This is a genomic window from Streptomyces sp. SS7 (assembly GCF_037993025.1).
Lineage (GTDB): Bacteria > Actinomycetota > Actinomycetes > Streptomycetales > Streptomycetaceae > Streptomyces.
On record NZ_CP141223.1, the window covers coordinates 5275400 to 5296743 of the forward strand.

Consider the following 21344-nt stretch of genomic DNA (forward strand, 5'->3'; position numbering starts at 1 on the left):
CATGGTGCCCGTTCGTACGGTGCACTCGGTTGTCCACGGCCCGTGGAGGCGTCGATGCGGTGGTTGGTGGGATGGAGCAGCACCGCCGCGGGTGCGCCGGGCGGGGCGGTCGGTCACGACGACGGCGACACCTACGGCGGTCGGATCGGCCACGACGGCGAGACGTTGCAACCCGTCGGCTCCCAACTCCTGTGGGGCGACCCCGATCCGCTGTGGGCGGTGGGCGACTGGCGCCCCGACGAGGTACGGGTGGTCGAGGCCGACGCCCAGACCCGGATCGCGGTCCTCGGCACCTGCGGGGCGAGCGACGAGCAGCTGCGCGTCGGACTGTTCGCCGCCCGCGGGGGCGCACTGCGCCATCTGACGGCCTGGCCCGGCAGCTACACCGCCGTCGTCCAGGTCGGCCGCCGGGTCACCGTCTGCGGCGACCTCGCGGGCGCCCGCCCGGTCTTCCACACCCCCTGGGCAGGCGGAACCGCCTACGCCACCGCCGCGCTGCCGCTCGCCGACCTCATCGAGGCCAACCTCGACTTCGCCCACCTGGCCGCGCTCCTGGCCGCCCCCGACGTCCCCGCGGCCCTGCACGACTCCACCCCGTACGACGGCGTGCGGCGCGTTCCGCCGGGGCACGCCCTGATCCTGCGCGCCGGGGCGCGTGAGATCGCCGGCTACGACCCGGTCGCGTCCCTCGCCGTGGCGGCGCCGCCGGCCGACCCGGACAGCGCGGTCGACGCGGTGCGCGACGCGCTCGTAGACGCCGTACGCGCGCGTCTGTCCGCGCCCAGACACGTGCCCGACATCGATCCCGGTCCCGTGCCCGGAATGGGTCCCGCCGAACGGCGCGCCGCGCGCGGGATGCCGGTCCCGGGCATCGGCGCCGACCTCTCCGGCGGCCCGGCCTCCGGCACGCTGGCACTGCTGGCGGCCGGCCTGCCCGGCATGCCGGGCACCGTCCTCGGCCACGGCACCGGCGCGGGCGAGCGGCTGCTGGCCGTCACCTTCAACGACCTGACCACGCGCGCGCGTGCGGAGGAACTGCAACGGGCCGGAACCCTGGCGGCCAACCCGCGCCTGCACCACGTCGTCGTGACCGGCGCCGAGGAGACCCTGCCGTACGCCGACCTGGACGGCCCGCTGACCGACGAACCCGGCCCCAGCCTGGTGACCGCCGCCCGCCACCGCGCGCGCCTCGCGGCGGGCAGCGCCGACCACTTCACCGGCCACGGCGCCCGGCAGGTCCTGGACGCCCACCCGGCCCGCCTCGCGGACCTGCTCATGGACCGCAAACGCCGTCACCTGGTCCGCCCCGTGGCCGCCCTCACCAAGGCCGACGGCTCGGTGCTCGTCCCCGCGCGCGTGTACGGCGCGGCCCGAAGACTCGCCCGTACGCCGTACCGCGCGGGCGTCGAGAACCTCGCCGACCGCCTGCTGCACCGCAGCTTCGAGGACGACCCGGGGGGCGCGGTCGGCGCCTCGCTCGCGGCACTGACCTGGGCCGGACCCGGCCCGGCGGCGCGCTGGCTGACGGGAGAGGCGCTGGCTGAAGTATCGGTTCTTCTGCAGAATTCGGCCCATCGCGCCGGCGTCGGCCCCGGCCAGCGCCCGGGCGACTACCGCGCGCGGGCCGCCCTCACCCGGCACGCGGCCGACCTGCGCATCCTCGAACAGGCCGCCGAGATCCGCTCCCAGCGCCTGCACGCCCCCTTCCTCGACAACCAGGTCGTCCGCGCCTGCCGCGCCCTCCCCGAGACCCTGCGGGTGCAGCCGGGCGCGCGTGCCGCGATCCTGCGGACCGTCCTCAAGGGCGCAGGCATCACCGACCTGCCGCCCGGCTGGGGCGCCCCCGCCCACGGCACCACCGCCACGACCGCCCGCAACGGCCTCCGTCTCGCCGCCGACCCCCTCCTCACCCTCTTCGACGCGCCCCTCCTCGCGGAGGCGGGCCTGATCGAGGCGCGGGTCGTCCGCAAGGCGGTCCGCGCGGCGGCCTCCGGCGAACCCCTCCCTCTGGACGGCCTCGCCGACCTGATCTCCCTCGAACTCTGGCTCCGCCGCCTGCTCTCCCGCCGCGGCACCTGCTGGACCGGCACCCCGGCCCGCGCCCGCGCGGTACCGGCCGGCATCGCCCCGCAACGCCGGGCGGTGTCCTCCGGAGGCTGAGCCGGGGGTGGGGAGGCGTGCCGCTCGTTTCGGGGTGCGGGAGTCCTTGAGGTGCGGTCGTCGTCGTTCGGGTGCGGGGATTGTCCTTGCAGGGGGGCGTCGTCGTTCGGGTGCGGGGAGTTGTCCTCGCGGTGCTGCCGTCGTCGTTCGGGTGCGGGCCGGTCGTGGGCGGTCGCGCGGTTCCCCGCGACCCCAGGGGGTTGTGGCTGCGTTGGCTGGTCGCCTGCCGACGAGAGCGGGCGCGCGATGCCCGGTCCGGCACCCCCGCGGCGCAAACCCCGTGCCCCCGCCGCGGCCCCCGGCGACAATGTCCCCGTGCGGTTCAACATCCTGGGTGTCACCCAGACCGAGGACGACCAGGGCACCCCCATACCCCTCACGGCCCCCCGCGTCCGTGCCCTCCTCACCGCCCTCGCCCTCCGGCCGGGCCGGCCCACACCCTCCGAAACCCTCATCGACGAGATCTGGCCCGAGGCCCCGCCCCAGGACGCCCCCGCCGCCCTCCAGGCCCTCGTCGGCCGACTCCGCCGTACCCTCGGCAAGGACGCCGTCACCTCCGCCCCCGGCGGCTACCGCCTCGCCGCCACCGAGGCCGACGTCGACCTCCACGTCTTCGAACGCCTCGTCCACGAGGCCACCGCCACCCTCCAGCGGGGCGGTGACCCCGCGACCGCCGCCCGCACCCTCGACGACGCCCTCGCACTGTGGCGCGGTCCCGCCCTCGCCGACCTCCCCGACCGCACCCCGGCCGCCCGCCCCGAGGCCCTCCACACCGAGGCCCTCCGCGCCCGCGCCGAGGCCGACCTGCGCCTCGGCCGCGCCCGCGAAGCCGTACCCCGCCTCCGCGAACTGGCCGCCGCGCACCCGTACGACGAACCCCTGCACGCCCTCCTCATCCGCGCCCTGCGCGACACCGGCCGCGCCGCCGACGCCCTCGCCGCCTACGAGACCGCCCGCCGCACCCTCGCCGACACCCTCGGCACCGACCCCGGCCCCGAACTGCGCGCCGTCCACGCCGAACTCCTCGCCCGCCCCGAGCCCCGGCCCCTCGCACCGCCCCCACCGCCCGAGCGCAACGGCAACCTCCGTCCGCGCCTTACCTCTTTCGTGGGCCGGGAACCCGAGATCGACGCCATCCGTTCGGACTTGCACAGGGCCCGCCTCGTCACCCTCACCGGACCGGGCGGCTCCGGAAAGACCCGTCTCGCCGAGGAAGCCGCCGCCGGGCTCCCGCAGGCGTGGCTCGTCGAGCTGGCGCCGCTCGACCGGCCGGAGGCGGTACCGGGCGCGGTGGTCAGCGCCCTCGGTCTGCGCGAGACCGCCCTGATGGCCACCGACCTCGCGCCCCCGCAGGACGACCCGGTCGCCCTGCTCGTCGAGTACTGCGCCCCGCGCAGCCCGCTCCTGATCCTTGACAACTGCGAGCATGTCATCGACGCGGCAGCCGCCCTCGCCGAGACCCTCCTCACCCGCTGCCCCGGGCTCACGATCCTCGCCACCAGCCGTGAACCCCTGGGCGTCCCCGGCGAGTCGGTCCGCCCGGTCGACCCCCTCCTCCCCGACCAGGCGCACCGCCTCTTCCGAGAGCGCGCCGCGGCCGTCCGCCCAGCCACGGCCACCGCCGCGCCCGAGCGGGACCACCGGGACGAGCAGGCGGTCGCGGAGATCTGCCGACGGCTCGACGGACTGCCCCTGGCCATCGAGCTGGCCGCCGCCCGGCTCCGGCTGCTCACCCCCCGCCAGATCGCCGACCGCCTCGACGACCGCTTCCGTCTCCTCACCTCCGGCAGCCGCACCGTCCTGCCCCGCCAGCAGACCCTGCGGGCCGTCGTCGACTGGTCCTGGGACCTCCTCGACGACGCGGAGCGGACCCTGCTGCGCGAGCTGTCCGTCTTCGCGGGCGGCTGGGACCTGGAGGCCGCCGAGGCCGTGTGCACCGGCCCGGTCGCCGCGCTCGTCGGCGCGCTCGTCGACAAGTCCCTGGTCGTGGCGGCCCCCCAGCCGCCGGACAGCGCCGACGGCGGCGCGGGAGGCGACATGCGCTACCGCATGCTGGAGACGATCCACGAGTACGCCGTGGAGCGCGCCGCCGAGGACCCGCCCGCACGCGCGGCGGCCGAGCGACGGCACCGCGCCTGGGCGCGGGCGCTGGTGGAGCGAGCCGACCCCCTGCTCCGCTCCGCCGCACAACTCCCCTGGATCTCCCGCCTGGAGACCGAGCTGGACAACATCCGGGCGGCGACCCGGCGCGCGATCACCGCGGGCGACGAGGAGGACGCCGCCGCCCTCTGCCTCGCCATGGGCTGGTTCTGGTGGCTGCGCAACCACCGCCAGGAGGGCGCCGCCTGGACCGACCGCGTGCTGCGCCTGGGCGCGGCCCTGGACACCCTCCCCACCCCGCCGACGGACCCGGCGCCCGCCTCCTCGGTGGCACCCGCACCCACCTGCTGCTCCCTCCCCGTCCCCGCCGACCTCGCCGCCCGCATGGCCGCCGTCGACCCGGTCGAGGCCTTCCTCGCCCAGCCCGACGCCGAGGGCGAACCGGACGACGACGGCGGGGCGCGGGGTCACCCCCGGCACGCGCAGCGCATGGACCTGCGGATGCTGCACGTCTTCCTGCTCTCCGAGTCCGAGCCCACAGAGGTGGAGCGCGACCCCCGCTACCGCGCCTACCTCCTGCGTCTGCGGTCCTGCTTCCAGCCGGGCGGCCCCGCGGCGGCCCGGATGCCCGGTCTGGTCTGGCCGGTGGCGACGGCCTTCGAGATGCGGGGCACGCTCGACGTCCGCGGCGTCCTGGACGCGGCCGTCGCCAACTGCCGTGCGCACGGCGGCGACTGGGAGCTGGGCTGCTCCCTGATGTTCCGGACGCACATGATCGTCGACTCCCCCGGCGGGATGGCCGGCGTCGACGACGACCTGGCGGAGCTGCGCCTGATCAGCCGACGGGTCGGCGACCGCTGGATGCTGGCCCAGGTGTGCAGCGCGGCCGCGGAGGCGGAGATGGCGCGCGGCCGGCTCCCGGAGGCGGAGGCGGAGTACCGGGAGGCGCTGCGGCTCGCCTACGAGGTCGGCGCGTACGCCGAGGCGCCGTTCCTGATGGCCCGGCTCGCGGAGATCGCCTACCGCTCGGGCGATCTCCCCGGCGCCATGGCCGTCCTGGACGAGGCGGCCGCCGCCGCCGACCGGCAGGGCGTGGCGGACGCCCAGGCCTTCGTGATCCTGCTGCGCGCGTGCATCGCGCTGGAGGAGGGGGACGTCGTCCGCGCGCGCGAACTGTGCGACGTGACCCTGGTGACGGTGCGGCAGGGCACTCCGCCACCCCAGTTCACCGCCGCCCTGACCCTGCTCGACGCGGAGCTCACCGGCCTGGAGTCGGGCCCGGAGCACGCCCTGCCGATGCTCGCCGAGGGGCTGCGCCGGGCGGTGGCCGACGAGTGCAGCGAGGCGATCGTCGCGGCGGTCGTGGACGGCGCGGCCGACCAGCTCGCCCGGCTCGGGGACTTTCCGCGGACGGTGGCGCTGCTGGCCGCGGCCGACCGGCTGCGCGGTCCGCTCCCCCGTGTGGCCCTGCGGTGGGAGCGCGTCGACGAGGCGCAGGCGCGGGCCCGTCTGGCCCTGGGCGGCGAGCGGTACGCCGCCGAGCGGGCCCGGGGCGGCGACCTGACGGTGACCGAGGTCCAGAAGGAGCTCGCCGAGGCCGTACGGGCGTACCCGGCGCCGGCCGTGAGCCCGTCGGCCGCTACGGACAGCTGAACTTCGACTCGGCCCAGTCCGCGAGGGCCACCCCGTCGAAGGGGCCGCGCGGCTCGACCACCAGCCGGACGGTCGTCCGGCCGCCGAGGTCCACATGGACGGGCACCGCGGGCTCACCGGCCCTCACCGTCCCGGACGTCCACAGCCGGGCCCCGTCGGCGTAGACGGAGAAGGTCACCTCGCCGAGGTCCAGCGTCAAATCGTCGAGGCCGACCAGCGCGTCGTACGCGGTGCAGGCGCGGTTGAGGTCGACGGTCACGGCGGACCGGCCGTGGACGGTCACCCCGCGCGCGTACTGCCGGCCGGCGACGGAGACCTCGTACCGCTGCCACACCCAGCTGCTGTCGTCCAGCCGGATCTCCGGTCCGGTGCCGTCGCCGACGACGTCGAAGGACAGCTCGCTCAGCGGGTAGACGGCGGGGGCGGGCGGAGGAGTGGGCGCCGGTGGCGGGGGCGAGGCGGTCGGGGACGCCGGGGCCGTTGGGGGAGTCGGTGTGGGGGTGGCCTTCGGGGTCGGTGCGGTCGTCGGGCGCGGGGCGGGGGAGGGGGTCCGGGGCGGGGCGGCGGCGGGGACGACCGCCTCGGGTTCCACCGGCTCGGTCGATGCCGTCGTACGCGCGGGGGCGGGCGTCGGGTCCTGCGGGCGGGCCACGGGCGCGGAGGCCACGGGCGCGGAGGCCGCGGGTGCGGCCTCGGGCTGCCGGGCGGGGCTCTCGTCGCCGACGAGGGCGAGGGCCAGCGCGGCGGCCGCGACCGCGACGACACCGGCGGCGATCCCGGCCTTCACCGGCGCGCCCACCCCCTCCGAGACGACCGCGCTCCCACCGCCCCCACCGGAGGCGCCACCGCTCCCGGCCGCGCCGCCTGCGGCCGCCCCTGCGCCGACCGCCCCTCCCGGGGCGCTTCCGCTCGCCGCGGCGGCCGCGCCCGCCGCACCCGCGGCCCCGGCCCCCGCCCCGCCGGCGACGAGCCCGAGGGCCTTGGCGTACCCGGCGGCGCCGAACCAGCCGATGACCGCGACCGGCACGACGGCGGGGATACCGCTCGCCACCTCCTCGATCTGGAGGGCGGCGAGCCGGCACCTGGCGCACTCCTCCAGGTGCTTGCGCAGCCCTCGTTCGGCCCGGGTGCGCAGCCTGCGGCGGGCGTAGCCGCCGAGCTGGTCGGCGTAGCGGGCGCACTCCTCGTCGCTGGTGAGGGTGGTGCTGACATGGGCCTGCAGGTAGGCCTGCTTGAGGCCCTCGCGGGCGCGGCTGGCGAGCACGCGCGTGCCGTTGGCGTCGAGGCCGAAGAGCATCGCGACCTCGCTCGGCGACTCGTCCTCGACCTCGGTGTGCCACAGCACGGCCTGCCAGCGCTCGGGCAGTGAGCGGAAGGCCTGCATGGCCATGGACCGCTCGGCCTCGTGCAGGGCGCGCACCTCGGCGCCGACGTCCAGGCCCGCGCCGAAGGTCCCCGGGGACGCCGTGTCGTCGGACGCCTCCGAGGCGCGGCCGGCCTGGGCGGCGAACAGGGCGAAGTCGTCCACGAGCTGCTCGCGCTTCGCCGACCGGGTCCAGCCCGCGGCGACGCGCCGGACGGAGGTGAGGAGATAGGCGCGGACGGCGTACTCGGGCCCGGAGCCGCCGCGTACGGCCTGGAGCATGCGGGCGAAGACCTCGGCGGTGAGGTCGTCGGCGGTGTGGGCGTCCCGGCAGCAGGTGCGCGCGTAGCGGCGCACGGCGTCTGCATGGCGCCGGTACAGCTCCTCGTACGCCGTGTCGTCGCCCTCGCGCATCCGGGCGATCAGGTCGGTGTCGGCGGCCGGCGGATCACGGGGCGGCGGCAGGACGCCGTCGCCGGACCGTTCCCACTGCGCGGGGACCCCGCCCGCCGGGGCGGTGCGCCTGCCCTGGCCCGGTACCTGCTCGTCCCGCCCGTCAACGCCCATCGCGGAAAGCCCCCGCCGCCTGCCCTACCGGTCCCGACATCGGGTCAGAGTGCCATAGCGGCTTTCAGCCGGGACCGGACGGGACGGGCCCTCCACTCGTCCGTGGGGACCTGTCGCATTCCAGTACTGAACGTCACTCGTACGGGAAAGGTTCAACTGTCGTGCCCAGAGCGTGAGTTGAGGTGCCGGAGTGCATTGCGCCGCATGTGCGAGCGATGCGGGGCGGGGGCGGGAGCCCTGCCCCCGCCCCCGCCCCGCTCACCTCTTCGAGCGACCCCCGCGCCTCCCTCAGGAGGACTGCCGCGAGCGCAGCCCTTCCAGCAGGATGTCCAGCAGCCGCGCCGACGCCGCCGCCTGCTGCGCCGCGTCCGGCAGCGAGGGAGCCGCCGTCGCGATCACCAGCAGCACGTCCGACACCGACACGTCGGGCCGCAGCTCACCCGCGGCCCGCGCCCGCTCCACGAGCTGGCCCACCACCTCGAGCAGCGCCGCCGCCCCGGCATCGTCACCCACGGAGCCCAGGGAGCCCGCGGAGCCGACCGAGCCCACCGAACCGACCGAGCCCACCGAACCGACCGAGCCCACCGATCCGGCCGAGCCCACCGAACCGACCGAGCCCACCGATCCGGCCGAGCCCACCGATCCGGCCGAGCCCACCGATCCGGCCGAGCCCACCGATCCGGCCGAGCCGCCGGCCGCCGCACCGTCCTCGGCGACCAGCCGCAGCTCACCACCGCCCGGCTGGGTCCGCTGCTGCGGCACCCGCGGCTCCTCGGACCCAGGACGCTCCACGCCGTCCTCGGCGAAGGCGCCGACCCGCAGCACCTGAGGCGGCAGCAGCCGCCCGGCACCCGAGGCCACCGAGGTCCGCAGGAAGCGCGACAGCGCCGACCACGGCTCGTCCTCCTGGCCCAGCGCAGCCCGCGCCTGGCCGGTCAGCCGGGACGTCTCCTCCTCGGCTATCCGCCGCACCAGGACGTCCTTGCTCGGGAAGCGCCGGTACACCGTCCCCACGCCCACCCGCGCGCGTCGCGCCACGTCCTCCATCGGCGCGCCGTAACCCAGCTCGCCGAACACCTCGCGCGCCGCCCGCAGGACGTGCTCGAGATTGCGCTGTGCGTCCACGCGCAGCGGCGTGGTCCGCGGGCCGTCCCCGCGTCCGTTGCCCACCGCCGCGCTCACGCCGCCGCCATGCGCGAGCGCGGCGGCGGACGACCAATGCGTGTCCTGAATATGCATGAATGATCCCCCGGTAATGACGTCTCCCCCCGGAGACTCTCCCCGCCATCAAATTCCGGGATGCGTGGAACAGGGGACCGCCTCCCGGACCCGCCCGTCGCGGACCGTGGAGCGCGCTTCCCCCTGACACCCCGTCGACACGAACATAGTTGAGAGGCAGTCAATTCAGAAGGGGCAGGTTCCGCACGGAGCGCCCCCCGATTGGAGTACGGGTCGTTTACGTCCCGATTGCACCCCTTCCCGCACCCCGGCGCACACCCTCTGACCTGCGCACCTGCCCCGCACGCCGGTGTTTCGGCCAACCCCGCGCGCACACGATCGGCGGTCACACAAATGGTCGGGGCTGTGGACAAACTCCGGCGCCGGGTGCGTCATGGGATGGTGAAGGAACGTGCGCGCATTCTCGTTGTCGGCGGTGGCTACGTCGGGATGTACACGGCCCTGCGGCTCCAGCGGAATCTGAGACAGGAACTCGCCCGGGGCGAAGCGGAGATCACCGTGGTCACCCCCGAGCCGTACATGACCTATCAGCCGTTCCTCCCCGAGGCCGCGGCAGGCGCGGTCTCCCCCCGGCACGTCGTCGTCCCGCTGCGCCGCGTCCTGCCGCACTGCCGGGTCGTCGTCGGCGAGATCACCGCCGTCGACCACGCCAAACACACCGCCACCCTCACCACCCTCGCCACCGAGGAGGAGGGCGCCGGCGCCCAGCAGCTGACGTACGACGAACTCGTCCTCGCGCCCGGCTCCGTCGCCCGCACGCTCCCCATCCCGGGACTCGCCGACCACGCCATCGGCTTCAAGACCGTCGAGGAGGCCATCGGCCTGCGCAACCACGTCATCGAACAGATGGACATCGCCTCCTCCACGCGCGACCCCGCGATCCGGGACGCCGCCCTCACCTTCGTCTTCGTCGGCGGCGGCTTCGCCGGCGTGGAGGCGCTCGGTGAACTGGAGGACATGGCCCGCTACACCACGCGCTACTACCACAACGTCAAGCCCGAGGACATGAAGTGGATCCTCGTCGAGGCCTCCGACCGGATCCTGCCCGAGGTCGGCGAGGAAATGGGCCGCTACACCGTCAGTGAACTGCGCCGACGCAACATCGACGTCCGTCTGAACACCCGCCTGGAGTCCTGCGTCGACCGCGTCGCAGTCCTCAGCGACGGCGCCCGCTTCCCGACCCGTACAGTCGTGTGGACCGCCGGCGTCAAACCCCACCCCGTGCTCGACGCCACCGACCTCCCCCGCACCGAGCGAGGTCGGCTGAAATGCACCCCCGAGCTGACCGTCGAAGGCGTCACGCACGCGTGGGCGGCCGGAGACGCGGCCGCCGTCCCCGACGTCACCGCCGCCGAACCCGGCACCGAGACCGCCCCCAACGCCCAGCACGCGCTCCGCCAGGCCAAGGTCCTCGGCGACAACATCGCGCACTCCCTGCGCGGCGAGCCCCTCCAGACGTACGCCCACGCATACGTCGGCTCGGTCGCCTCGCTCGGCCTCCACCAGGGCGTCGCCCACGTCTACGGCCGCAAGCTCAAGGGCTACCCCGCCTGGTTCATGCACCGCGCCTACCACCTCAGCCGCGTGCCCACCTTCAACCGCAAGGCGCGCGTGCTCGCCGAATGGATCCTCGCCGGGCTCTTCAAACGCGAGATCGTCTCCCTCGGATCCCTCGAACACCCGCGCGCCGAGTTCGAACTCGCTGCCGGGGGAAAACCTTCTGACGAGTCGTCCGACGACCCGAAGGGGTTGTCCTGACCCGATACAGGAACTCCCCCGGCCGCCCCCACGTCTGACGAATGTCGGCCCGGACCGCGGCCACCCTGCCAGACTGCTCCCTGCTCAAAGCCCCCACTCACGAGCTGTCCCCCAGTGCTCCACACCTGGGTGCTGCAACAATGTGCGGCCACCGCCGCGCGGCCCCCGGAGCCCAGGCCGGGCCCGGAGCCGGCCGACGACGACTACACGAGGCAAGGATTCGTGAACTTCACGCGCTGGAGCTCCCGGCTCCCCGGAACTCAGCGCCGCGCCGCCGCGCGGGCCGAGCACACGGTCACCACCACGGACCGGCGGAGCGAGGGCTCCGTACCCGCAGCCCGCGGCGAACAACTGACCGACGAGCCGCCGCCCGTCCCCGCCGTCGACGAACTCCCGGTCCGTGAGGTCCTCGACCGCGTCCCGGCCCTCGTCGCCCTCGTCCACGGCCCCGACCACCGCCTCGCCTACGTCAACGACGCCTACACCGCGGCCTTCGGCACCCGCCCCTGCGGCGAACCGGCCGCCGAGGCCCTCCCCGAACTGCGCGACCTCGGTCTCATGCCCCTCCTCGACCAGGCCCTGCGCAGCGGCAAACCCCGCACCCTGAAGTCCCGCAAGGCCCCCGACGGCCGCCACTACACCTTCACCTGCACCCCCGTGGCCGAGGACGACGCCGACGGCACGCGCAGCGCCGTTCTCGTCTTCGCCACCGACGTCACCGACCACGCCGAGGCCGCCGAACGCCTGCGCGCCAGCGAGCGCCGCCAGCGCGAGACCGCCGTCACCCTCCAGCGCTCCCTCCTCCCCCAGGAACTCGAACAACCCGACGACCTGAGGATCGCCGCCACCTATCAGCCCGGCGGCACCGAAGCCGCCGTGGGCGGCGACTGGTACGACGTCATCACCCTCGGCGGCGGCCGCACCGCCCTGGTCATCGGCGACGTCATGGGACGGGGCGTCCGCGCTGCGGCCGTCATGGGCCAGCTCCGCACCGCCGTCCGCGCCTACGCCCGCCTCGACCTCCCCCCGCACGAGGTCCTCAACCTCCTCGACGGCCTCGCCACCGAGATCGACGCCAACCAGATCGCCACCTGTGTGTACGCCGTCCACGACCCCAACGAGGGCCGCCTGGTCTACGCCTCGGCCGGCCACCTCCCCATCCTGGTCCGCGACGACACCGGACACGTCCAGCGCGCCGACGAACCCACCGGCCCGCCCCTCGGCACCGGCGGCTGGATGCACGCCTCCGGCTCCATCCCTCTCGGCCCCGGCTCCACCGCCGTCCTCTACACCGACGGACTCGTCGAGCGCCGGGACGAGGACCTCGACGAAGGCATCGCCGCCCTGGAGCGCGCCCTGGCCGGAGCCACCGGCACCCCCCAGGTCGTCTGCGACCGCCTGGTCCGCTCGGCCGGCGTCACCGCCGACCACGACGACGACGTGGCGGTCCTGGTCCTCCAGCACCCCGCCCGCACCGGCCCCGACAGCGAACTCTTCCGCAACGCCGCCCTCGAACTCCTCGGCGGCGTCGAAGCAGCACCACGCGCGCGTGCCTTCGCCTCCGGTGTCCTCACCAGCTGGCGCTTCCCCAGCGACCTCCATGACGCCGGCGTCCTCGCGACCAGCGAACTCGTCGCCAACTCCCTCCAGCACGGCACCCCGCCCATGCGGCTGCGCCTGCGCCGCACCGACCGCCGGCTGATCATCGAGGTCACCGACGGCGACGACCACCTCCCGCGCCGCCGTCGCGCCGAACCGGGCGACGAGTCCGGCCGGGGCATCGCGATCGTCGCCACCATCGCCTCCCACTGGGGCAGCAGACGCACCCCGGGCGGCGGAAAGGCGGTGTGGTGCGAGTTCGTCCTGCCGACGACCTAGTGCCGTGACCGGAAAGGTTCACCGGCTCGCGGCGTCCGGCACGGCACCTCGCCGCGTTGTCGCATCACCCGAGTACATCCGGTACGCGGGCGACGCTCCGCCTTGCGATGCACCGCACCGGACGCCGCGAGCTTCCCGGCAAACCTTTCCGGTCACGGCACTAGGCGAATCCGCTCCCCGGTGCTAATTGCTTCCCAATGGCAGACGCAACGGGCTTTCACCTCAAGGGAAGCGCCCCCGAGCGCTACGAACACTACGTCGCGCCCCTCATGGCGCCCTTCGTCACCGCACTCGTGGACGCCGCGGACCTGTTCCCCGGCGCCACCGTCCTCGACCTCGCCTGCGGCACCGGCTTCGCGGCCCGTGCCGCGGCGGCCCAGGCAGGTCCCACCGGCCGCGTCGCCGGGGTGGACGTCAACCAGGGCATGCTCGAGATCGCCGTAGCGTGCCACCCCCGCCTCTACCCGGACATCGCCTTCACCGCCGCCCCCGCCGACGACCTCCCCTACCCCGACGCGACCTTCGACGCCGTCCTGTGCCAGGAGGGCGCCCAGTTCTTCCCCGACCTCGACGCGGCCCTGCGCGAGACGGCCCGTGTCACCCGCCGCGGCGGCCGCTTCGCCGCCACCGTCTGGTCCCACCTCGACGAATCCCCCTACTTCGTCGCCCAGCTGCGCGCCGTCGAGCAGCACGGCACCCCGGAGAGCGCGGCCGGCTTCCGGTCGGCCTTCGCCGCCGCCGACCGCCTGACCACGTCCCTGACCGGCGCCGGCTTCCACGGCCTGAACCTCCGCGAACTGACCTTCGCGATCACCCTGCCCCCGCTGGAGGACTACGTCCCCGGCCACCTGGCGGCGATCCCCTGGGGCCAGGCACTCATCGAGACCGCAGGAGAGGAAGCCCTCGCCCGGGCAGCCGACACGGTCCGCGCCCACCTCCCCACCGACACGACGACCTTCCCCTTCAGCGCCACCCTGGTGACCGCGGTCCGCTGACCGCACCAGAGCCGAACACACGGAGAACCCGCAGAAGAGGGCGGCCGCCGTCCCATCCGGGAACGACGGCCACCCTCACCGGCCCTGCGCAGGCCTGCGCCTCAGGCCTGCGCCTCCGCGGCCACGGCCCCCACGGCGGCCCCACCCTTGGCCACGACCCGGTTCCGCGCCAGCAACGGCTGATCCTGTACGGCGGTCAGCTCCCGCCCCAGCCGCAGCGCCAGCCAGGTGATCCCGAGCGAGAACAGCAGGAACGTCACGATGTACGGCGCGTGCAGTGAGGCCCCCATCGGCCCGCCCACCGCCGGCCCCACGGCCAGCGCCAGCTGCTTCACCAGGGCGAACGCGGAGTTGTACTGCCCCGCCATCCCGCTCGGCGCGAGATCGGCCACCAAGGGCGCCACCGTCGGCGACAGCATCGCCTCACCCAGGCCGAACAGGGCGTACGTCGACACGAACGCGGCCGTCGCCATCTCCCGGCTCCCGTGCCCCAGCCCGGCATACCCGGCCACGACCCACGCCACCGCCCAGATCAGCCCGACGACAGCGATCATCCGCGACCGCTTCTGCCGCTCGACGAACCGCAGCACGGCGAACTGCGCCACGACGATCACGGCCGTATTGGCGGCCAGCGCCGTACCGAGCGCCGAGGTCGAGATCCCGACGGCCTCGACCCCGTAGGCGCTCAGCCCCGACTCGAACTGCCCGTAACACGCGAAGAACAGCACGAAGCCCAGCACCGACAACTGCACCATGGCACGGTTGCCGAGCAACTGCCGCCAGCCGCCGCGGGCCGACTGCCGGGGCGCCTCGCCGATCCGCGGCGCGGACGGCACCCGCACGGTGGCCATCACCGCGACCAGCAGCAGGAACATCGCCGCCTCGATCGCGAACAGCAGCGTGAACGACGACACGCGCGTGGTGTCGACGAGGTGTCCGCCGATGAGCCCGCCGATGCCCAGCCCGAGGTTCTGCAGGAAGAACTGCATGGCGAACGCCCGCGAACGCGTCTCGGTCGTCGAGCAGTCCACGATCATCGTCGCCAGCGCCGGCTGCATCACGGCCTGTCCGGCTCCGAGCGCCGCAGACGCCGCCAGTACGGCGGTGGCGGTACCGGCCAGCCCCAGACCCAGGGCGCCGACGGCAGCGGTGACCAGGGCGGCCAGCAGGACCGGCAGTGGACCGCGCCGCACGATCGCCCGTCCGGCGAACGGCAGCACGATCAGCGCGGCCACGGCGAACACGGCGAGGACGAGCCCCGCCGTCATGGCCCCCAGCCCCCGCACCTGCGCCACGTAGACGTACAGGTAGGGGACCGTGAAACCGAGTCCGAAAGCGCTGAGTGCGTTGCCCACGTGGATCCGGCGCATCGCTGCGCCCTTGGCCCTGGTCACGTTCACCTCTCTCACTAGTTAGGAGTGAAGACTTCAAAGCTAAAGTTCGAAGCTAAAGAGTATAGATCGAAGGACTTCAACGCAAAGGATGTGCGTGCGATACTGCGCACATGGCCGAGACCCCCGGCGTCACAGAGCCGACGCTCGAAGAGCAGATCGCCGCCTACCAGCGCGAGTTCCGGGGCCTCGACCCCCAGGTCGAGAAGATCGTCTCGGCCCTTTCCCGGCTCAACCGCCGGATGAACGTCGCCTACGGCCGCCAGACCGCCGAGCTGGGCATCAGCAGCGCCGAGTGGGAGGTCCTCAAGGCCCTCGTCCTCTCCGGCGTCCCCTACCGCCTCGGCCCCAGCGACCTGGCCAAGCGCCTCGGTCTGACGCCGGCCGCGATGACCCACCGGATCGACCGCATGGTCACCGAAGGGCTGGTGACCCGGGAACGCGACGAGTCCAACCGCGTGCGCGTCATCGTGGAGCTGACGCCGGAGGGGAGGGAGAAGTGGCTGGAGGCGATGCGCCTGGCCACCGTCTTCGAGGAGGACCTGCTCCAGGACCTCTCGGCCGCAGAGCGCACGGCCCTCGGAGACGTCCTCACCAGGCTGCTGCGCCGGGTGGAGCACGCCCAGCCGGACGCCGGCGGGCGGCTCAGCGACCTCGACTGACCCGGTCGGAAAAGATCTTGACATGGGGTGCTTGACGCGCCTCTGCGGGGCGCGTAGAGTTCTTCGGGTTGTCGGGGAGCCGGAACGGTTCTTCGATGACACTCCCGCCGCAGCAGCGGCACCTCACACCATCAGCACGATCTCCCAACGGGGTCGAATTCGGTGCGCCCGAATTCAATTCGATTTGGGGTCGGCAGCTCGATTAGGAACTGCCGAGCGGATCCGCTAAGGTTTGAGACGTCGGAACGGCCGAAGGGCCGGGAGGACAAGCCCCCTGACTGGGAATCAGACGCCGAAAGGATCTGATAGAGTCGGAACCGCCGGAAAGGAAACCGCGAAACAAAAGCGGGAACCTGGAAAGCACCGAGGAAATCGGATCGAGAAAAGATCTGATAGAGTCGGAAACGCAAGACCGAAGGGAAGCCCGGAGGAAAACCTGAGAGAGTCTCTCAGGCAAGTACAAAGGAAGCTTTCGTTCCTTGAGAACTCAACAGCGTGCCAAAAATCAACGCCAGATTAGTTGATACCCCGTCCCCGGCAGTGATAGCCGAGGATGAGGTTCCTTTGAAAAAATACAGCGAGGACGCTGTGAACGGTCGGATCATTCCTCCGACTGTTCCGCTCCCGTGAGAAGCATTCACGGAGAGTTTGATCCTGGCTCAGGACGAACGCTGGCGGCGTGCTTAACACATGCAAGTCGAACGATGAAGCCCTTCGGGGTGGATTAGTGGCGAACGGGTGAGTAACACGTGGGCAATCTGCCCTTCACTCTGGGACAAGCCCTGGAAACGGGGTCTAATACCGGATATCACTCTCGCAGGCATCTGTGAGGGTCGAAAGCTCCGGCGGTGAAGGATGAGCCCGCGGCCTATCAGCTTGTTGGTGAGGTAACGGCTCACCAAGGCGACGACGGGTAGCCGGCCTGAGAGGGCGACCGGCCACACTGGGACTGAGACACGGCCCAGACTCCTACGGGAGGCAGCAGTGGGGAATATTGCACAATGGGCGAAAGCCTGATGCAGCGACGCCGCGTGAGGGATGACGGCCTTCGGGTTGTAAACCTCTTTCAGCAGGGAAGAAGCGAAAGTGACGGTACCTGCAGAAGAAGCGCCGGCTAACTACGTGCCAGCAGCCGCGGTAATACGTAGGGCGCAAGCGTTGTCCGGAATTATTGGGCGTAAAGAGCTCGTAGGCGGCTTGTCACGTCGGGTGTGAAAGCCCGGGGCTTAACCCCGGGTCTGCATTCGATACGGGCTAGCTAGAGTGTGGTAGGGGAGATCGGAATTCCTGGTGTAGCGGTGAAATGCGCAGATATCAGGAGGAACACCGGTGGCGAAGGCGGATCTCTGGGCCATTACTGACGCTGAGGAGCGAAAGCGTGGGGAGCGAACAGGATTAGATACCCTGGTAGTCCACGCCGTAAACGGTGGGAACTAGGTGTTGGCGACATTCCACGTCGTCGGTGCCGCAGCTAACGCATTAAGTTCCCCGCCTGGGGAGTACGGCCGCAAGGCTAAAACTCAAAGGAATTGACGGGGGCCCGCACAAGCAGCGGAGCATGTGGCTTAATTCGACGCAACGCGAAGAACCTTACCAAGGCTTGACATACACCGGAAAGCATTAGAGATAGTGCCCCCCTTGTGGTCGGTGTACAGGTGGTGCATGGCTGTCGTCAGCTCGTGTCGTGAGATGTTGGGTTAAGTCCCGCAACGAGCGCAACCCTTGTCCTGTGTTGCCAGCATGCCCTTCGGGGTGATGGGGACTCACAGGAGACCGCCGGGGTCAACTCGGAGGAAGGTGGGGACGACGTCAAGTCATCATGCCCCTTATGTCTTGGGCTGCACACGTGCTACAATGGCAGGTACAAAGAGCTGCGAAACCGTGAGGTGGAGCGAATCTCAAAAAGCCTGTCTCAGTTCGGATTGGGGTCTGCAACTCGACCCCATGAAGTCGGAGTTGCTAGTAATCGCAGATCAGCATTGCTGCGGTGAATACGTTCCCGGGCCTTGTACACACCGCCCGTCACGTCACGAAAGTCGGTAACACCCGAAGCCGGTGGCCCAACCCCTTGTGGGAGGGAGCTGTCGAAGGTGGGACTGGCGATTGGGACGAAGTCGTAACAAGGTAGCCGTACCGGAAGGTGCGGCTGGATCACCTCCTTTCTAAGGAGCACTTCTAGGCCGCTCTGCGGTCCAGAGGCCAGTACACCGGCGAACGTCCGGTGCTGGTTGCTCATGGGTGGAACGTTGATTATTCGGCACGGTCTGGATGTCTCCTGCTAGTACTGCTTCGGCGTGGAACGTGGAGAGGACGGACAGATCGGGTCGGGCACGCTGTTGGGTGTCTGAGGGAATGAACCCTCGGATGCCGGCCCCGGTGAAGCATCAGAGTTCTGGTGTGTGACGGGTGGCTGGTCGTTGTTTGAGAACTGCACAGTGGACGCGAGCATCTGTGGCCAAGTTTTTAAGGGCGCACGGTGGATGCCTTGGCACCAGGAACCGATGAAGGACGTGGGAGGCCACGATAGTCCCCGGGGAGTCGTCAACCAGGCTTTGATCCGGGGGTTTCCGAATGGGGAAACCCGGCAGTCGTCATGGGCTGTCACCCGCTGCTGAACACATAGGCAGTGTGGAGGGAACGCGGGGAAGTGAAACATCTCAGTACCCGCAGGAAGAGAAAACAACCGTGATTCCGGGAGTAGTGGCGAGCGAAACCGGATGAGGCCAAACCGTATGCGTGTGAGACCCGGCAGGGGTTGCGCATGCGGGGTTGTGGGATCTCTCTTCCACGGTCTGCCGGCCGTGGGACGAGTCAGAAACCGTTGATGTAGGCGAAGGACATGCGAAAGGTCCGGCGTAGAGGGTAAGACCCCCGTAGTCGAAACGTCAGCGGCTCGTTTGAGAGACACCCAAGTAGCACGGGGCCCGAGAAATCCCGTGTGAATCTGGCGGGACCACCCGCTAAGCCTAAATATTCCCTGGTGACCGATAGCGGATAGTACCGTGAGGGAATGGTGAAAAGTACCGCGGGAGCGGAGTGAAATAGTACCTGAAACCGTGTGCCTACAAGCCGTGGGAGCGTCGGAACAAGGCTTGCCTTGTTCTCGTGACTGCGTGCCTTTTGAAGAATGAGCCTGCGAGTTTGCGGTGTGTTGCGAGGTTAACCCGGGTGGGGTAGCCGTAGCGAAAGCGAGTCCGAACAGGGCGTTTCAGTAGCACGCTCAAGACCCGAAGCGGAGTGATCTAGCCATGGGCAGGTTGAAGCGGAGGTAAGACTTCGTGGAGGACCGAACCCACCAGGGTTGAAAACCTGGGGGATGACCTGTGGTTAGGGGTGAAAGGCCAATCAAACTCCGTGATAGCTGGTTCTCCCCGAAATGCATTTAGGTGCAGCGTCGTGTGTTTCTTGCCGGAGGTAGAGCACTGGATAGGCGATGGGCCCTACCGGGTTACTGACCTTAGCCAAACTCCGAATGCCGGTAAGTGAGAGCGCGGCAGTGAGACTGTGGGGGATAAGCTCCATGGTCGAGAGGGAAACAGCCCAGAGCATCGACTAAGGCCCCTAAGCGTACGCTAAGTGGGAAAGGATGTGGAGTCGCAGAGACAACCAGGAGGTTGGCTTAGAAGCAGCCACCCTTGAAAGAGTGCGTAATAGCTCACTGGTCTAGTGATTCCGCGCCGACAATGTAGCGGGGCTCAAGCGTACCGCCGAAGTCGTGTCATTGCAGCATTAACGCCCAACGGCGGCTGTGATGGGTAGGGGAGCGTCGTGTGCCGGGTGAAGCAGCACCGGAAGGTAGTTGTGGACGGTTCACGAGTGAGAATGCAGGCATGAGTAGCGATTCACACGTGAGAAACGTGTGCGCCGATTGACTAAGGGTTCCTGGGTCAAGCTGATCTGCCCAGGGTAAGTCGGGACCTAAGGCGAGGCCGACAGGCGTAGTCGATGGATAACCGGTTGATATTCCGGTACCCGCTGTGAAGCGTCAAACATCGAACCAGGCGATGCTAAGTCCGTGAAGCCGCCCCGGAGCCTTCGGGCAAAGGGGAGTGGTGGAGCCGACGGACCAGACTTGTAGTAGGTGAGTGATGGGGTGACGCAGGAAGGTAGTCCAGCCCGGGCGGTGGTTGTCCCGGGGTAAGGGTGTAGGCCGTGCGATAGGCAAATCCGTCGTACATGTGGCTGAGACCTGATGCCGAGCCGATTGTGGTGAAGTGGATGATCCTATGCTGTCGAGAAAAGCCTCTAGCGAGTTTCATGGCGGCCCGTACCCTAAACCGACTCAGGTGGTCAGGTAGAGAATACCGAGGCGTTCGGGTGAACTATGGTTAAGGAACTCGGCAAAATGCCCCCGTAACTTCGGGAGAAGGGGGGCCACGTCTGGTGAGGGGACTTGCTCTCCGAGCTGGGGGTGGCCGCAGAGACCAGCGAGAAGCGACTGTTTACTAAAAACACAGGTCCGTGCGAAGCCGTAAGGCGATGTATACGGACTGACGCCTGCCCGGTGCTGGAACGTTAAGGGGACCGGTTAGTCGAGATTCGTCTCGGCGAAGCTGAGAACTTAAGCGCCAGTAAACGGCGGTGGTAACTATAACCATCCTAAGGTAGCGAAATTCCTTGTCGGGTAAGTTCCGACCTGCACGAATGGCGTAACGACTTCTCGACTGTCTCAACCATAGGCCCGGTGAAATTGCACTACGAGTAAAGATGCTCGTTTCGCGCAGCAGGACGGAAAGACCCCGGGACCTTTACTACAGTTTGATATTGGTGTTCGGTTCGGCTTGTGTAGGATAGGTGGGAGACTGTGAAGCTTGGACGCCAGTTCAGGTGGAGTCGTCGTTGAAATACCACTCTGGTCGTGCTGGATGTCTAACCTGGGTCCGTGATCCGGATCAGGGACAGTGTCTGATGGGTAGTTTAACTGGGGCGGTTGCCTCCTAAAGAGTAACGGAGGCGCCCAAAGGTTCCCTCAGCCTGGTTGGCAATCAGGTGTTGAGTGTAAGTGCACAAGGGAGCTTGACTGTGAGACCGACGGGTCGAGCAGGGACGAAAGTCGGGACTAGTGATCCGGCGGTGGCTTGTGGAAGCGCCGTCGCTCAACGGATAAAAGGTACCCCGGGGATAACAGGCTGATCTTCCCCAAGAGTCCATATCGACGGGATGGTTTGGCACCTCGATGTCGGCTCGTCGCATCCTGGGGCTGGAGTCGGTCCCAAGGGTTGGGCTGTTCGCCCATTAAAGCGGTACGCGAGCTGGGTTTAGAACGTCGTGAGACAGTTCGGTCCCTATCCGCTGTGCGCGTAGGAGTCTTGAGAAGGGCTGTCCCTAGTACGAGAGGACCGGGACGGACGAACCTCTGGTGTGCCAGTTGTTCTGCCAAGGGCATGGCTGGTTGGCTACGTTCGGGAGGGATAACCGCTGAAAGCATCTAAGCGGGAAGCCTGCTTCGAGATGAGGACTCCCACCCACTTGATGGGGTAAGGCTCCCAGTAGACGACTGGGTTGATAGGCCGGATCTGGAAGCACAGTAATGTGTGGAGGTGACCGGTACTAATAGGCCGAGGGCTTGTCCTCAGTT

The 21344-nt window shown here is 70.2% G+C and carries 9 protein-coding genes and 2 rRNA genes; 8 read left to right on the forward strand and 3 right to left on the reverse strand.

All coding sequences use genetic code 11. From position 1 onward, the window contains the following. The first annotated feature begins 54 nt into the window (after window positions 1-54). Window positions 55-2160 (forward strand): asparagine synthase-related protein, encoded by a 2106-nt coding sequence (locus U5640_RS24405; protein WP_340377874.1) that lies wholly within the window; start codon window positions 55-57, stop codon window positions 2158-2160. A gap of 315 nt (window positions 2161-2475) precedes the next feature. After that, entirely contained in the window at window positions 2476-5913 is a 3438-nt protein-coding gene (locus tag U5640_RS24410; protein ID WP_340377875.1) for a BTAD domain-containing putative transcriptional regulator, read from the forward strand. Here the strand turns inward: U5640_RS24410 and U5640_RS24415 are convergent. After that, window positions 5900-7843, reverse strand: a complete 1944-nt coding sequence (locus U5640_RS24415; RefSeq protein WP_340377876.1) for a sigma-70 family RNA polymerase sigma factor — start codon at window positions 7841-7843, stop codon at window positions 5900-5902. The two genes, U5640_RS24410 and U5640_RS24415, sit on opposite strands and share 14 nt — an antisense overlap. 288 nt (window positions 7844-8131) lie before the next feature. Beyond that, a complete protein-coding gene (locus U5640_RS24420) occupies window positions 8132-9082 on the reverse strand; it encodes a helix-turn-helix domain-containing protein (protein WP_340377877.1) in 951 nt (316 codons plus the stop codon). A gap of 378 nt (window positions 9083-9460) precedes the next feature. Here U5640_RS24420 and U5640_RS24425 point away from each other — a divergent pair, with 378 nt between their 5' ends. The 3 genes from U5640_RS24425 (at window position 9461) to U5640_RS24435 (ending at window position 13713) form a co-directional block, all read left to right on the forward strand. Further along, window positions 9461-10840, forward strand: coding sequence for an NAD(P)/FAD-dependent oxidoreductase (locus tag U5640_RS24425; protein ID WP_340377878.1), 1380 nt, complete (start codon window positions 9461-9463; stop codon window positions 10838-10840). A 222-nt stretch (window positions 10841-11062) separates the two neighbouring features. Next, window positions 11063-12718 carry a SpoIIE family protein phosphatase gene (locus tag U5640_RS24430; RefSeq protein WP_340377879.1) on the forward strand — a complete coding sequence of 552 codons (1656 nt, stop codon included), beginning with the start codon at window positions 11063-11065 and terminating at the stop codon, window positions 12716-12718. 197 nt (window positions 12719-12915) lie between these two features. Then, window positions 12916-13713, forward strand: a complete 798-nt coding sequence (locus tag U5640_RS24435) for a methyltransferase domain-containing protein (protein WP_340377880.1) — start codon at window positions 12916-12918, stop codon at window positions 13711-13713. 101 nt (window positions 13714-13814) lie between these two features. Here U5640_RS24435 and U5640_RS24440 read toward each other — a convergent pair whose 3' ends face one another. Beyond that, window positions 13815-15113, reverse strand: a complete 1299-nt coding sequence (locus tag U5640_RS24440; RefSeq protein WP_340377881.1) for an MFS transporter — start codon at window positions 15111-15113, stop codon at window positions 13815-13817. A gap of 104 nt (window positions 15114-15217) precedes the next feature. Here U5640_RS24440 and U5640_RS24445 point away from each other — a divergent pair, with 104 nt between their 5' ends. The 3 genes from U5640_RS24445 (at window position 15218) to U5640_RS24455 (ending at window position 21340) form a co-directional block, all read left to right on the forward strand. Beyond that, window positions 15218-15766 carry a MarR family transcriptional regulator gene (locus U5640_RS24445; protein WP_340377882.1) on the forward strand — a complete coding sequence of 183 codons (549 nt, stop codon included), beginning with the start codon at window positions 15218-15220 and terminating at the stop codon, window positions 15764-15766. A 636-nt stretch (window positions 15767-16402) separates the two neighbouring features. Then, window positions 16403-17928 (forward strand): 16S ribosomal RNA (locus U5640_RS24450). Between the two features lie 291 nt (window positions 17929-18219). Further along, window positions 18220-21340: ribosomal RNA gene (locus U5640_RS24455) — 23S ribosomal RNA — on the forward strand. The 16S and 23S rRNA genes sit together here, the layout of an rRNA operon. Window positions 21341-21344 lie beyond the last annotated feature (4 nt).

Bases quoted from the DNA above. Each gene is read 5' to 3' on its own strand.
- U5640_RS24405 (WP_340377874.1), top strand. From the start codon at position 55: ATGCGGTGGTTGGTGGGATGGAGCAGCACCGCCGCGGGTGCGCCGGGC.
- U5640_RS24415 (WP_340377876.1), bottom strand. From the start codon at position 7,843: ATGGGCGTTGACGGGCGGGACGAGCAGGTACCGGGCCAGGGCAGGCGC.
- U5640_RS24420 (WP_340377877.1), bottom strand. From the start codon at position 9,082: ATGCATATTCAGGACACGCATTGGTCGTCCGCCGCCGCGCTCGCGCAT.
- U5640_RS24425 (WP_340377878.1), top strand. From the start codon at position 9,461: ATGGTGAAGGAACGTGCGCGCATTCTCGTTGTCGGCGGTGGCTACGTC.
- U5640_RS24435 (WP_340377880.1), top strand. From the start codon at position 12,916: ATGGCAGACGCAACGGGCTTTCACCTCAAGGGAAGCGCCCCCGAGCGC.
- U5640_RS24445 (WP_340377882.1), top strand. From the start codon at position 15,218: ATGGCCGAGACCCCCGGCGTCACAGAGCCGACGCTCGAAGAGCAGATC.